The organism is Streptomyces sp. NPDC005423, assembly GCF_040606415.1.
Lineage (GTDB): Bacteria > Actinomycetota > Actinomycetes > Streptomycetales > Streptomycetaceae > Streptomyces.
The window spans coordinates 22,688-36,596 of record NZ_JBEXET010000043.1; the positions used below are offsets into that span (position 1 = coordinate 22,688).

Genomic DNA, 13,909 nt, shown 5'->3' on the forward strand with positions numbered 1-13,909 from the left:
GACCGGCCGGTGGACCGTCAGCTCACGGAGTCGAGCAGCCGGGCGGTGTGCATCCGCCCGGCGTACTCGACGAGCCGGATCAGTACCTCCTTGCCCGAGTCACGGTCCCGGGCGTCGCACAGGACCACCGGTGTTCCCGGGTCGAGGTCGAGTGCGCGGGAGACGTCGGAATCTCCGTAGGAGCGCGCTCCCGTGAAGCAGTTGACGGCCACCACGAACGGGATGCGCCGGTGCTCGAAGTAGTCGACGGCGGGGAAGCAGTCCTCGAGGCGCCGGGTGTCGGCGAGGACCACGGCGCCGAGGGCTCCCTGCGACAGTTCGTCCCACAGGAACCAGAAACGGTCCTGTCCCGGTGTGCCGAAGAGGTAGAGGGAGAGCCCGGAGCGGATGGTGATGCGGCCGAAGTCCATGGCGACGGTCGTCGTGACCTTCCGGTCGACACCGTCGGTGTCGTCCACCAACTGGCCCGCCTCGCTGAGCAGTTCCTCGGTGCGCAGCGGCTTGATCTCGCTGACCGCTCCCACCAGGGTCGTCTTGCCCACGCCGAATCCGCCGGCGACCAGAATCTTCAACGCCAGGTCGGTCGTCTCGCCGTCCATGGCGTCGGAGTGCTCGGAGACCATCGATCACTTCTCTCGGGAGTGCCGGCCAGGGTCGACGTCGGTAGGTGGACATGATGGCAACTGCGGGTGCGCTTCAGGGGATTCGACCGCTGTTTGCGCCAAGTGACCGACCGGCAGCGATTCGTTGCCCGAAAAGGCACGCATGGCGGTGAGGTGCGTGTCCGGGTGGTGGTGAGCCGTCGTCTACAGCGCCCGCAGCCCTTCGATCACCTCGTGCAGAATGCGCTCGTCGGGAAGCTGCGCCGGCGGTACCGGCCGGCTGACGGTGACACGGCCGAGTCCCAGGAGGTCGCCGAGGAGCACCCTGACCACCCCGAAGGGCAGGTCGGCCCCTGCGGCGAGTTCGGCGACGGACTGCGTCTCCGTACGGCACAGCGCGACGAGAGCCCGGTGTTCGGGCCCCAGCGCGGTGTCGTCGTCGATGCCGGGGTCGCCCGTGTCGAGCGTGACGAGGGCGATCAGGTCGAAGCGCACTCCGGCGGGCCCGGGTTGGGTGCGGCCGCCCGTCATGGCGTACGGCCGGACCAGGGGCCCGGCCTCCTGGTCGTACCACTGGCTGCCTGGCTCGCTCCGGGCGCCGGTCATGTCCTCGGTCATCCGAGCGGACCGCCCTCTCGCCTCAGTCGCCTGCGGGCGGTCGCGCGCCGACCCGGGGCGGTGTGCGCAGATGCTCACCGACGCGCTTGACCAGGCGGGCCATCTCGTACGCCACGATGCCGATGTCGGCGGTCACGGCGGTAAGGACGGCGAGGCAGGAACCTTCGCCCGCCGCCGCCACGAACAGGAAGCCGTCGTCCATCTCGACCATGGTCTGTCGCACACCACCCGCGTCGAAGTGCCGGCCCGCGCCCTTGGCCAGGCTGTGGAAGCCGGAGGCGACCGCGGCGAGGTGTTCGGCGTCCTCGCGCCGGAGATCGTTCGAGGCGCCGACGGCGAGGCCGTCGTTGGACAGCACGACGGCGTGCCGTACTTCCCGTACGCGCAGCACCAAGTCGTCCAGCAGCCAGTCGAGCTCACCGGACCGCTGGGCGGACTCCGTGCTCGGGTCCTGGATCATTCGGGGTCTCCTTCACTGCTGTGGCGGCCCGCTGCGGGGTGGGCGCCACGGCCGGGTTGTCTGCCGCCGCCCCGGGACCAGCCGGCCCGGTAGGCCGCCATCCGGTCCCGTACGAGTTCGGGGGTGCGGTGCTCGTCGGCCGGGGCGGCCTGGATCGGTTCCTCGGCGGTCTGCCGGCGCAGTTGCGGGGCGAGGTGCGACTGGCGTACCCGGCGCGGGAGTTCATCGGTGTCTCCGGGTGGGTCCGGCGGTCGGCGCAGTCGCAAGGTGGTGACTCCGGGGGGCGGGGTGTCGTGCGGGTACTCGGCCGCGGTCGGCACCATGGCCGCCAGTGCGGGTCGTTCCTCGGGCGCCGGTACGGATTGCTGGTGTCGGACCGGAGCGGGCACGCGCGCGTACTCGCTTCCGGCGGTCCGCCGGTCGTCCGCGGCGCTCGCGTGAGATCGGTCCGCCGCTTCTCCGTGCAGCAGCGCCGTGGGGAGGAGGACGACGGCGGTGGAGCCGCCGTAGGGCGAGGCTTTCAGGTGCACCTTGATCTGGTGGCGGGCCGCGAGTCTGCTGACCACGAAGAGGCCGAGCCGGTCGCTGTCGAAGAGGTCGAGGGCTTCGGACTGCTCGATACGGCGGTTGGCTTCGGCGAGGGTCTCGCTGCCCATGCCGAGGCCACGGTCCTCGACCTCGATCGCGTATCCGTTGCCTACGGGTTCACCGGTGACCCGCACGCGCGTGTGCGGAGGCGAGAACTGGGCGGCGTTCTCCACGATCTCGGCGAGGAGGTGCGTGAGGTCGGCCACGGCGGCCCCGACGACCGCTGCCTCGGCGAGTTGCCGTACCTCCACGCGCGCGTAGTCCTCGACTTCGGAGACCGCGGCGCGTACGACGTTGGTGAGGGAGACCGGCATGCGCCAGGCCCGGCCTGGTGCTGCCCCGGAGAGGATGATCAGGCTCTCCGCGTGGCGGCGCATCCGGGTGGTGAGGTGGTCGAGCCGGAAGAGGTCGCCGAGCTCGTTCGGGTCCTGGGATCTGCGTTCCATGCTGTCGAGAAGGTTCAGTTGACGGTGCACCAGGACCTGGCTGCGGCGGGCGAGGTTGACGAAGACGCCGGAGATGCCATGGGCGAGTTCGGCCCGTTCGGCGGCGGCGCGCAGGGCGGCCCGGTGGACGGTGCTCAAGGCCTCGGCGACCTGTCCGGTCTCGTCCTCGGAGGGCGGTCCCGGCGGGGCTTCCGCGTCGACGTCGATCTCCTCTCCGGCGCGCAGTCTCCCAATGGCTTCGGGGAGTTTGCGGCGGGCTATCTCCAGGGCGTCGTCGCGCAACCTCATCAACTCGATCACGAGTCCGCGTCCGATGCGCACGGAGATGACGAGGGACGCGACGACGGTCGCCAGACCGAAGATCACGGCGGCGCCGGCCGGGGTCAGCAGACCCCGGGTGAACGGGTCGGCCTGGTTGACCGCGCTGCGGCCCGCGTTCGACTCGATGGTCCGCATGCCGTCCCGCACGCGCGCGTGCGCGGCGTTCCAGGCGGCTGCCGGAACTCGCTTCAAGGCCCGTCCGCCGGGACCGGCCGCGAGAACCTTGTCCTCGACGGCGCCGACGGTGGCGTAGGCGGGGCTGCCCGCGAGGGCCTGCCAGGCGGCGCGTTCCGAACCGGAGAGATCGGCGGTGGCCGAGTCGGTGAGGGTACGCCGGGTCTCGACAGCTCCGGTGAACAGTCGCCGCCGTTCCCCAGCGAGGCTGCCGTCGAGGCGGTGGCTGGACAGCACCGCGTCCTCCTGGGCCAGGGATTCGCCCGCGCGGGCGAATTCGAGGAGCACGCGCGCGTGGGATCCGGGAGCGGCGTCCTGGATCCCGGTGAGGGCTCCGTCCGCCGCCAGTGCTGTCGAGATGGTCCGGGTGTACTGACCGTAGGTCTCGTCCCAGCCGGCGTGACGGCCGAGCACGGCCGCCCGCAGGGTGTGCAGCCCCTCGGCCGCGGTGACGAGGAGCTCCAGGCGTCGGCCCACCGCGCCGGGCAGCTCCTCGCTGTCGGCGACCGTGCCGTGGTCGCCGAGCCGCAACGCGGCGGCGGCCTTGTCCGTGTCGGCCGCCAAGGCCTTGAGGGTGTCGCCCGGCACGGTGCCTGGGGCGCTCGTGTAGCGCACCGCCGCCGACCGCTCGGTCTGCAGAGCGGCCACGGCCGCGGCGAGCGGACCGCGCAGCCCGATGTCCACACGCCGTGCCTGCCGCAGCCGAGCGACGTCCTGGGCGGTGCTGACGGTGGCGTACCCCCAGAGGGCGAGCAGGGAGACGACCGGCACCATCAGAAGGCAGACGACCTTGGCCCGTACCGTGCGGGGCCGTAGCCGCCATCGTCCGGCGCGCGCCGGCACGCGGTCGGGGACGGCAGAGTAGGGCTCCTCCATGATCTCGTCGGCGGGTGGTCCCGCGTGTGCGCGACGGCCGCGCGCGGGCGGAGTCCCGGTATCGGCCGTGTGGGTCCTACGGGGTGTACGCATGGCCTCCTCGCTCGGAAGTCGGTCGGTCGGGACATGCGCCCGGTGTCCGTTCTCAGGGGGTGACGTTTTCGAGTGGCACCCGGGCCGTGGCAGAGGCCGGGCTTGCTCCGGTCGCAGGTGACAGAGCGACGAAGGCCGAGGTCAGGAACAGGTAGGACCCGAGACCAACGGTGAGGGGGAAGATGAACTGCATCGCCGTGGCTCCGGGCAGGGCCGCGCCGGACGGTCTGACGTGTACCCGCGCGGCGAGCATCCCGGTGTAGTGCATGCTGCTGACGGCCGCGCCCATCACGAGGGAGGCGACGGCCACCGCTACCGGCGACTTGATGTGGAGACCCGCCCACAGGGCCGCCGTCGCCGCTACGACGGCGATCAGCACGGAGAGTGCGACGAACGTCGGGTCGTAGCTCACGTCACCGTGCAGCCGTACGGCCGCCATGCCCAGGTAGTGCATGCTCGCGACGCCCAAGCCGGTCGTGAGGCCGCCGAGGAAGAGGGCCCGGACGCGGTCGCGGCTGTAGCCGACGGCGAAGACACCGGCGCAGACCACCGCCATGGCGACGAGCAGGCTGAGAAGGGTCAGCGGCACGTCGTAACGGACGTCGGTGCCGTTGACCCCGTAGCCGAGCATGGCCACGAAGTGCATCGTCCAGATGCCGGTGCCGATCGCCGAGGCCGCGGTGATCAACCAGTTGCGCCGCGACCGGCCGGTGGCGCCGAGTGCGCGGACGGTGCAGCGCAGGCCGAGTGCGGAGCCCAAGCACGCCATCACGTACGACAGCACGGGGGCCAGCCAGCCGAAGGCGGTGTGGTCCAGGTGTCCCATGACCCGGGGACGTTAGTCCGCGGACCGGCACACGAAGGGGGCGCATGGCGAAAGGTGCCGCAATCTGACGCGGCGGCGCGGGCTAACGACCGACTCACCTCCGAACGTGCGCACCGAAGCGTCATCCGTGTCGATGCGGGATCATGCCGAACATGAGTGACGACCACACGCGCGTCCAGGAGTTCTTCGGCGCCCGCGCCGCCGACTGGGACGGAAGATTCCCCGACGACGGGCCCGCCTACGCCGCCGCGGTCGCCGAACTCGGGCTGCGCGAGGGCGATCGCGTGCTCGACGCGGGTTGTGGGACGGGGCGCGCCCTGCCGCCCCTGCGCGCGGCCGTGGGGGCCTCCGGAACGGTCGTCGGGGCCGATCTGACCCCTGCCATGCTGGAGGCCGCCGTAAGCGCAGGACGGGACCGTGACGGGCGGTTGCTCCTCGCCGATGTCGCCGAGCTGCCGCTCCGGGACGAAGCGCTGGACGCGGTGTTCGCCGCGGGCCTCATCGCGCATCTGCCCCGACCCGCCGACAACCTGCGGGAGTTGGCGCGAGTCGTACGCACCGGCGGCACGCTGGCGCTCTTCCATCCGATCGGCCGGGCGGCACTCGCGGACCGCCAGGGGCGGCAGTTGACACCGGACGACCTGCGCGCGGAGGTCAACCTGCGCCCGCTGCTTACCGGTTCAGGGTGGTCCATGACCTCCTACGCCGACGAGGAAGCCCGGTTCCTCGCTCTGGCCGTCCGCGAGACCTGAGCCGGCACACCGCGTCCACGGCCCCGGTCAGGACGACTTACCCCGGCGCGGTCACGTAGAGGATCTCGGGCCACACCCCTGACGGAGACGACACCGACCTGGCCGCGGACGACGCCGGAACCGCCGGGCGATTGATCCCTCCAGCGTTGCACTCCACCGCCCCCTTCTGTCACCGACAGTCGAACTCTACGGTGAGTAGCGGAAGACGAACGGTCGGCGAACACAAGCACCCAGGGGGATGGTGGTCCGCATGCTCGTCAGACTCCGTAGGTCCTTCACCGGATTCCTCACCTCCTCACGCCCGGAGAAGGACGCCGGCCGGAGGAAGGCCACGCACAACCTGTTCGAGGCCGCCGCCGTCTATGTCTCGGCCCGGGCGGAGGACGACCAGGACGGCATCGAAGAGGCCTCGGGGTGGGTGTCGCCCGAGGCGCTGTCCTTCGGGGTGAGCGAGTTGGCGTGCCGTGCCGTCGTGGCGCTCGCCAGGGAACGCGACGAGTCGCCGGGCAGCGTGGCCCGGGCGCTCCTCGGGCTTCCCACGGCCTGACACTTCGGGTTACAGATGGTCATTTCGCCCCTCCCAGCGGAAACCCGCAGCTCCGGGTGGTCTGGGGAGTCGTGACAAGCGGCTTCCGCGCGCACTAGGGTGCGCGCCGGTGGAAGAACCTATGGGGAGGCTGGGATGGCCGAAACGGACGAAGAGGCCGTCGCCGCCGAGGACGATGCGCTCTACGTGCTCACGGCGGTGCTGCTGACGCCGGCGAAGTTCCCGAGTGTGCTGGGTGACGACTACCCCGAGGCGTGCGCCGCGCTGGGCCTGGCACCGCTCGCCGACGGGTATGGGCTGGTGCTGGGGCAGGACGGTGAGGGCGCGCGCTGGACGGTCGTCATCGACGACGTGTCGCTGGTGGCCGTCGCCATCGCGTCCTGGGACTGCGGCATGGAGTACGACCTGTCCCCGAACGAGCGCACCGTGGTCGCCGCACTGCCGGGCTGGCCCCTGGCGGTCGCCGTCGCGGCCCCCGACGTGCCCGCACCGCACGATCCGGACCCGGAGGACGCCGGCCGTCCCCCGCTGACCCCGCCGGACACCGCCACCTGGGGTCCGGCCCAACGGCGACTGGGTGCGGACGAGATCGCACTGCAGTGGGCGCTGTGGCGCGAGCAGATAGACGAGGCCGCGTTCCCCGCGTGGGGAGGCGGCACCGGGGGTGAGGCCGTCTCGTCGACCACCTCGGACGTCACCGGGGACGTCAAGGCCCTTACGGATGACTCCGAGGAGGTCAAGACCTCTTCGGGCGACTCCGCGGCGCCGGACGTCGCGTCGACACCGGACGGCGGCGCTGGGAGCGCCCAGACGGCCCTGGCGACCGAGGGCCGGCGGCAGACCCCGGCCGCGGCGGAGGGCGACGGGAAGGGGAACGGTTCGACGCCGGGCCACCGTGGGATCCGCCGGGTGCTGACGGAGGCGCGTGCCTACGTGGACACTCCCCCGCCTCTCGGTCGGGTCCGATCGTCCTTCGCGCCGGGCGACGCGCGGACTCTGCGCGCCGACGGTCCCGGCTGGTCCATGGTGGCCCGCACCGATGACATGGCATTCGTCCTGCTCGACGACGAGCCCGGCGAGGTCCTGCCGGTGGGCCGGGGCCCTGAACTCCCCGGCCTCCTTGAGGCACTCGACAAGCTGGCCGTACGCCCCAGTTGAACGGTGGGGTATCGGCCTCCTTCCCTGATCCATCGGCCCCTGTCGCGGCCGTGCACCGGTGTCCTGAGCGCGTGGACTGCCGCGCACCGTCCACCGCTCGCGGGCTCACTGCCGGGCCGTCCGCGAGCGATGGTCCAGCCCACCGTCCTCTGTCATCAGCCGGACCTGCGGCAGGGCGCCGGGCGCCTCAGCGGCCGATCTCCTTGCGGGTGACCCGGCGCAGGCGACGCCGCTGCGAGGGATCCAGCGTGAGATAAGCAGCCACCGGCACCCCCAGCACGATCAGGAGCGACGCCCACCAGGGCAGCCAGATCAACAGAAGCAATCCGACCGCCACACCTCCAACGGCGATCTTCGCGTTCTTCGACATGTGCGCCTCCTCTGCGGCCACTGCCGCTCTCTGTTCTGAAAACGGGTCCGCGCTCCCCGTGGTTCCGGACCGCGACCCTGAGACATCCCCGAGACGCATCCCCTACTGGCCCGGGATTCGCGGACTACTCGCTCCGCAGCGGCCGCCCCACATCATGCAGGTGGCTCACGGCCTGCCGGTAGGAGTCGACGAGCCCGGTCTCCGTGTAGGGGATACCCACTTCCTGACAGTGAGCGCGCACCGGGGCTGGGCAAGTCGCAGATGAGGACGCGGCATGCTCGGGAAGAGGTGGTGTTCGATCTGGTAGTCGAGTCCGCCGAGGAACCAGTCGGTCAGCAATCCACCCCGGATGTTGCGCGAGGTGAGCACTTGACGACGCAGGGGGCCCCACCGCTCGCCTTCGGGTCCGGCATCTCCATGCCCTTGTGGTTGGGGGCGAAGGCGAGACCGAGGTGCAGGCCGAAGAGGGCTTGGTGGAGGGCGGCGAACGCGAGTGCCTTCCCAGGCGAGAGGCAGGTCAGCAGCAGCGTCGCGTAACCCAACGCATGGGCTACGAGAAGCGCGCCTTCGACGGCCTTCTCACCCGGCGACTGCCTGCTCAGGTCCCGGAAGCTGTGGATCTTGAGGGCGATACCGTCGAGAAGGGTGAGCGGGAAAACAGCCATGGCGTGGTGCGTGGTGCCGGTTGTGCTTGTCGTTCCACCAGGAGTAGCTCATCCCCAGCAGAAGGTTGCCGTGGATCAGCCCGATCACTCGGCCCACGGTCCTGTCGCCGGTGATCTGGGAGTGACCGGCGTCGTGGCCCATGAAGGCCGTACGTGCACCGAACACCGCGAGCGCGGGGGCCAGCGTCAGCGCCCGCCAGGAGTCGCCGATCAGGACGACACCGGCGACGACGATGGCCAGGGCGACGGCATTGCCTACGATGCTCAGCGCGTACCGGGCGTACCGGCGCTCCAGAAGACCCCGTTCCCTGACCGTGCGCAGGAGGGGTGCGAACTCGCTTCCGGACGAGGGGACGGGCGTACGGGAAGGGGGCTCGCCGACTACCGCGGTGGGCTGGGGCATCTCCGGTCTCCGGCTCTCTCAGTCAACGTCCTGACCTGAGCAAACGTACGAACCGGTGACCCTTCGCGACCATGGCGCCACCACCCGTGCGGCTTCGTGGTTAACCCGGTGCCGACAGGGGGGTGACAACACCTCTCGACGGGGCGACGACACACCTGGCCCTACGGAGGGGCCACCGGAGGCGTGGTCCGGAGGACAGTCGGCATGGATCGACGGCGTCGCGCGCGTGGCCCTCGACGACACCTACTTCCAAGTGACGAATGACGGACGACGGACGACGTGGGCGTCTTCGAGGCCAAGGGTCGGTGGGACCCGGCGGCTTCGAGAAACCGGTCGCCCGAGTACATCTGCCGAACCGCGTCCGGATACCCCACGCAATCCCCGCTACGGCAGATCGGCCGCCAAGGAGGGCAGCAGGGACTCGATGCCGCTGGGGAACTCGCTCGGCACGGCGCTGGGCAGTCGGGTGGGAAGTCGCGAGGGGAGCGCACTGGGCAGCGCCGTCGGGATGCTCAAGGACGGGCGTCGGCTCGCGCTCGAACTGGACTCTGCAGGCAGCCTCTTGTCTGTGGAGCCGTGTCCTCCCCCTGCCATCAGGACCACGACGGCAACGGCTCCGGCGGCCACGAGCACGGCGAGCAGGACGAAGAGCGGGCCGCGCCGCCTCCGGCCTGCAGGAAGGTGGCCGTCGCCCGGTCCGTGGCCGAAATCTCCGGGCGGCGGTCCGAAACCGCCGCCCGCAGACGGCGGGCCTCCCGGCGGTCCGGGCGGTTGAGGCGGTACGGGCGGCATGGTCATACCGCCCAGAGTCACCTCGTGCCGGGCAACGCGCGACCCCCGAGCGGAAGTTGCTACCGCCTCATGCCGTGGATCGCATGATTCCGGAGCATTCCGCACGGGGTTCGGTCGGACACGGGCCGAAATCGTGGCCCACGCGCGTACGGTCAGCCGCGCGCTCCCAGGAGGTGGTCCATGGCGAGCTGGTCCAGGTGCTCGAAGCCCATCCCGCGCTGGGCGGCCGCCTCCGCGTCGAACTCCTCGAAGGCCGAGCGGTCTTCGAGGAGTGCCTTGAGGCCGTCGGCGGCGGTCTGCTGCGACAGCTCGTCCAGACGCGAGGCGCGCAGGGCCTCCTGCACCTCGGGGTCGGCGCGGAAGGCGGCCGAACGCTCCTTCAGGATGAGGTAGTTGCGCATGCAGCCGGCCGCGGAGGCCCACACGCCGTCGAGGTCCTCGGTGCGCGGCGGCTTGAAGTCGAAGTGCTTCGGGCCCGCGTAACCGGCGGTCTCCAGGAGGTCGACCAGCCAGAAGGCGGCACGCAGGTCACCGGCACCGAAGCGCAGGTCCTGGTCGTACTTGATGCCGGACTGGCCGTTGAGGTCGATGTGGAAGAGCTTGCCCGCCCACAGCGCCTGGGCGATGCCGTGCGGGAAGTTGAGCCCGGCCATCTGCTCGTGGCCGACCTCGGGGTTGACGCCGTAGAGCTCCGGGCGCTCCAGGCGCTCGATGAAGGCCAGGGCGTGGCCGACGGTGGGGAGGAGGATGTCACCGCGCGGCTCGTTCGGCTTGGGCTCGATCGCGAACTTGAGGCTGTAGCCCTGGTCGATGACGTACTCGCCGAGGAGGTCGAACGCCTCCTTCATGCGGTCGAGGGCGACGCGTACGTCCTTGGCAGCGCCGGATTCCGCACCCTCACGGCCGCCCCAGGCGACGTAGGTCTCGGCGCCCAGTTCGGCGGCGAGGTCGATGTTGCGGATCGTCTTGCGCAGGGCGTAGCGGCGCACGTCACGGTCGTTGGCCGTGAACGCGCCGTCCTTGAAGACCGGGTGCGTGAAGAGGTTGGTGGTGGCCATCGGCACCTTCATGCCGGTCGCGTCGAGGGCCTCGCGGAAGCGCTTGATGTGCGACTCGCGCTCACTGTCCGACGACCCGAAGGGGATCAGGTCGTCGTCGTGGAAGGTCACACCGTGGGCACCGAGCTCGGCCAGGCGCTGCACCGACTCGACCGGGTCGAGGGCACGGCGGGTGGCGTCGCCGAACGGGTCCCTTCCCTGCCAGCCGACGGTCCACAAGCCGAAGGTGAACCTGTCCTCGGGGGTGGGCTGGTAGTTCATGTTGCGGCTCCTTGCTGCTCCGACTATTTCGTCATGGCGGTTTACAAATTAGTATGCTCACACACCTCTGGGAAGGGACAAGCTGTTCCCGAAGAGGTGAGGTACGGGTCACCACAGTCCGTGCGTCATTGAAAACAGCAGGTCAGAGCCGCTGAGCCGCGGAAAAAAAGGGAGAGCCCGATGTCAGCAGCCGAGGGTCCGCTCGTCGTCGGCGTGGACACGTCCACCCAGTCCACCAAGGCGCTGGTGGTCGACGTGTCCACCGGGCAGGTCGTGGCGAGCGGCCAGGCACCGCACACCGTCTCCTCGGGTGCGGGCCGGGAGAGCGATCCGCGCCAGTGGTGGGAGGCACTGTGCGAGGCGCTGCGCCAGTGCGGGGACGCGGCCCAGGAGGCGGCCGCGGTGTCGATCGGTGGACAGCAGCACGGCCTGGTCACGCTGGACGCCCAGGGTGAGCCGGTACGCCCGGCGCTGCTCTGGAACGACGTGCGGTCCGCCCCGCAGGCGCGTCGTCTGGTCGAGGAACTGGGCGGCCCGAAGACCTGGGCGGAACGCGTCGGCAGCGTGCCCGGGGCATCGTTCACGGTGACGAAGTGGGCGTGGCTGGCCGAACACGAGCCGGAGGCGATCCGCGCCACCGCCGCCGTACGACTCCCCCACGACTACCTCACCGAGCGCCTCACGGGTGCCGGCACGACCGACCGGGGGGATGCCTCCGGCACCGGCTGGTGGGCGTCGGGAACCGAGTCCTACGACGAGGACATCCTGCGGCACGTGGGGCTCGACCCGGCGTTGCTGCCCCGGGTGGTGCGGCCTGGCGAGGTGGCCGGGACGGTGCGCGACGGTCACGGTCTGCCGTTCGCCAAGGGCACCCTCGTAGCGCCCGGCACCGGTGACAACGCGGCCGCGGCGCTGGGCCTGGGCCTGCGACCGGGCGTCCCGGTCCTGAGCCTCGGCACCTCGGGCACCGTTTACGCCGTGTCCGAGCACCGTCCCGCAGACCCGTCCGGCACGGTCGCGGGCTTCGCCGACGCGCACGGCGACTGGCTCCCCCTGGCCTGCACCCTGAACTGCACCCTGGCCGTCGACCGCGTCGCGACCCTGCTGGGCCTGGACCGCGAAGCCGTGGAACCCGGTACCTCGGTCACCCTGCTGCCCTACCTGGACGGCGAGCGCACCCCGAACCTGCCCAACGCGTCGGGCCTGTTGCACGGACTGCGCCACGACACCACTGGCGGCCAGCTCCTCCAGGCCGCCTACGACGGTGCCGTGCACGCGCTGCTCGGCGCCCTCGACCTGGTCCTCGACGAGGACGCGGACCGCAGTACTCCGCTGTTGCTGATCGGCGGGGGCGCCCGGGGTACTGCCTGGCAGCAGACCGTGCGCAGGCTGTCCGGACGCCCGGTGCGCATCCCTGAAGCGAAGGAACTCGTCGCGATCGGCGCGGCTGCCCAGGCAGCGGGCCTGCTGACGGGTGAGGACCCGGCCGCCGTGGCACGCCGCTGGAACACGACCGCGGGACCCGTACTCGACGCCGTGGAACGGGACGAGGCGACGCTGTCGAGGATCTCCGGGGTACTCTCCGACGCGGCTCCGCTGCTCGAACGGGGGACGGACGGACGCTGACACACACCGACCAAGGATTGACGGAGGCATGACCGCACCGCTGCATCAGGGGCGCCCGGCCGGACCGGGGCGTGCGCTGCCCGACACCCAGCAGGGCATGCGCCGCCGCAACCTGGCCCGGGTGATGCACGCGGTCAGGGACGAGGGGCCGCTCTCCCGGGCGGCCGTCGCCTCACGCATCGGACTGACCCGTGCGGCGGTGTCGACCCTCGTGGACGAGCTGATCCGGTCGGGACTCCTTGAGGAGCTGGGCCCCGAGCGTCCCGGAAGGGTGGGCCGGCCCGGCTCCGCGCTCGCCGTCAGCGGGCGCGGCCCGGCCGGCATCGGCGCGGAGATCGGAGTCGACCACCTCGCGGTCTGCGCGGTCGATCTGCGCGGGGAGATACGCGCCCGTGCCGTGCGGCACGGCACCAACCGGGGCCGCTCCCCGGAACCGGTCACCCGGAGGCTCGCCGCGCTGGTGCGCCAGGTCGTCGCCGAGGCGGAGCGCGAGGGTCTCTGGCCGGCCGGCCTCGCGGTCGCCGTACCCGGCCTGGTGGCGCGTGACGGCCATACGGTCGTCCGCGCCCCGAACCTCGACTGGCACGACACGGACCTCGGCGCCCTGCTGCCCGCCGAACTGCCGCCGACCGTCGACAACGAGGCCAACTTCGGCGGCCTCGCCGAACTCTGGCTGGGCGAGGCCACTCCGCTCGACTTCCTGCATGTGTCGGCGGAGATCGGCATCGGCGCGGCGGTGGTGGTCGACGGCCGACTGCTACGCGGAACCCGTGGTTTCGCGGGCGAGTTGGGGCATGTACCGGTCCGGCCGGACGGCCCGCGGTGCGCCTGCGGCGGGCGCGGCTGCCTCGAACAGTACGCGGGCGAGGAGGCGGTGCTGCGGGCGGCCGGTCTGGAGCCGGGCGAGGACCGGGTCGGCCTGCTCGCGTCGCGCGCGGCCGGGGGCGACGAGCCGGTACGACGGGCTCTGCGCGAGGCTGGTACCGCACTCGGCATCGCGCTCACCGGCGCGGTGAATCTGCTCGATCCTCGCACGGTGGTGCTGGGGGGTGCCCTGTCCGGGCTCGCGCCCTGGCTCCTACCGTCGCTGGAAACCGAGTTGGACCGGCGTACGGCAGGGCCGGCCTGTCCGGTGTCGGTGTCGCGGCTGGGACCGGAGGGTCCCCTGCTGGGGGCGGCCCACTCGGTGGTGCGCGGGATCCTCGACGATCCGGCCGTGGTGGCGGAGCGCCGCCCGGCGGTGGCCGACCGGGCCTGAAATCTGGCCGCCCCC

General features: G+C 71.4%; 13 protein-coding genes and 1 pseudogene. 5 read left to right on the forward strand and 9 right to left on the reverse strand.

Features of this window, described 5'->3' with window-relative positions; all coding sequences use genetic code 11:
* Positions 1-17 precede the first annotated feature (17 nt).
* The 5 genes from ABZT12_RS31950 to ABZT12_RS31970 form a co-directional block, all read right to left on the reverse strand.
* Positions 18-623, reverse strand: coding sequence for an ATP/GTP-binding protein (locus tag ABZT12_RS31950; protein ID WP_356391030.1), 606 nt, complete (start codon positions 621-623; stop codon positions 18-20).
* Between the two features lie 183 nt (positions 624-806).
* On the reverse strand, positions 807-1,220 hold the full coding sequence (locus ABZT12_RS31955; RefSeq protein WP_356391032.1) for a DUF742 domain-containing protein: 414 nt from the start codon (positions 1,218-1,220) through the stop codon (positions 807-809).
* Between the two features lie 22 nt (positions 1,221-1,242).
* Complete coding sequence (locus ABZT12_RS31960) at positions 1,243-1,680, reverse strand: roadblock/LC7 domain-containing protein (protein ID WP_356391034.1); 438 nt, start codon at positions 1,678-1,680, stop codon at positions 1,243-1,245.
* Positions 1,677-4,178 carry a nitrate- and nitrite sensing domain-containing protein gene (locus ABZT12_RS31965; RefSeq protein ID WP_356391036.1) on the reverse strand — a complete coding sequence of 834 codons (2,502 nt, stop codon included), beginning with the start codon at positions 4,176-4,178 and terminating at the stop codon, positions 1,677-1,679. The genes ABZT12_RS31960 and ABZT12_RS31965 overlap by 4 nt, the downstream gene beginning before the upstream one ends.
* 52 nt (positions 4,179-4,230) lie before the next feature.
* Positions 4,231-5,004: an MHYT domain-containing protein gene (locus tag ABZT12_RS31970; RefSeq protein ID WP_356391038.1), complete on the reverse strand. Its 774-nt coding sequence runs from the start codon at positions 5,002-5,004 to the stop codon at positions 4,231-4,233.
* A gap of 152 nt (positions 5,005-5,156) precedes the next feature.
* Here ABZT12_RS31970 and ABZT12_RS31975 point away from each other — a divergent pair, with 152 nt between their 5' ends.
* From ABZT12_RS31975 to ABZT12_RS31985, 3 genes are all read left to right on the forward strand, one after another.
* Entirely contained in the window at positions 5,157-5,756 is a 600-nt protein-coding gene (locus ABZT12_RS31975) for a class I SAM-dependent methyltransferase (protein ID WP_356391040.1), read from the forward strand.
* 250 nt (positions 5,757-6,006) lie between these two features.
* On the forward strand, positions 6,007-6,303 hold the full coding sequence (locus ABZT12_RS31980; protein ID WP_356391042.1) for a hypothetical protein: 297 nt from the start codon (positions 6,007-6,009) through the stop codon (positions 6,301-6,303).
* 135 nt (positions 6,304-6,438) lie between these two features.
* Entirely contained in the window at positions 6,439-7,461 is a 1,023-nt protein-coding gene (locus tag ABZT12_RS31985) for a hypothetical protein (protein ID WP_356391044.1), read from the forward strand.
* 187 nt (positions 7,462-7,648) lie between these two features.
* On the opposite strand, the gene ABZT12_RS31990 is transcribed toward ABZT12_RS31985, so the two are convergent.
* The 4 genes and pseudogenes from ABZT12_RS31990 to xylA all read right to left on the reverse strand — a co-directional run bounded on the left by ABZT12_RS31990 (position 7,649) and on the right by xylA (position 11,010).
* Positions 7,649-7,831: a hypothetical protein gene (locus ABZT12_RS31990; protein ID WP_356391046.1), complete on the reverse strand. Its 183-nt coding sequence runs from the start codon at positions 7,829-7,831 to the stop codon at positions 7,649-7,651.
* Positions 7,832-7,955: 124 nt separating this feature from the next.
* A pseudogene (locus ABZT12_RS31995) lies at positions 7,956-8,899 on the reverse strand (acyl-CoA desaturase).
* Between the two features lie 384 nt (positions 8,900-9,283).
* Positions 9,284-9,415: a hypothetical protein gene (locus ABZT12_RS32000; protein ID WP_356391048.1), complete on the reverse strand. Its 132-nt coding sequence runs from the start codon at positions 9,413-9,415 to the stop codon at positions 9,284-9,286.
* Between the two features lie 428 nt (positions 9,416-9,843).
* Positions 9,844-11,010: a xylose isomerase gene (gene xylA, locus ABZT12_RS32005; RefSeq protein ID WP_356391050.1), complete on the reverse strand. Its 1,167-nt coding sequence runs from the start codon at positions 11,008-11,010 to the stop codon at positions 9,844-9,846.
* 180 nt (positions 11,011-11,190) lie between these two features.
* Here xylA and xylB point away from each other — a divergent pair, with 180 nt between their 5' ends.
* Together xylB and ABZT12_RS32015 are read left to right on the forward strand one after the other, a co-directional pair.
* Entirely contained in the window at positions 11,191-12,636 is a 1,446-nt protein-coding gene (xylB, locus tag ABZT12_RS32010; protein WP_356391052.1) for a xylulokinase, read from the forward strand.
* 28 nt (positions 12,637-12,664) lie between these two features.
* Positions 12,665-13,894 (forward strand): ROK family transcriptional regulator, encoded by a 1,230-nt coding sequence (locus ABZT12_RS32015; protein ID WP_356391054.1) that lies wholly within the window; start codon positions 12,665-12,667, stop codon positions 13,892-13,894.
* Positions 13,895-13,909: the final 15 nt, after the last annotated feature.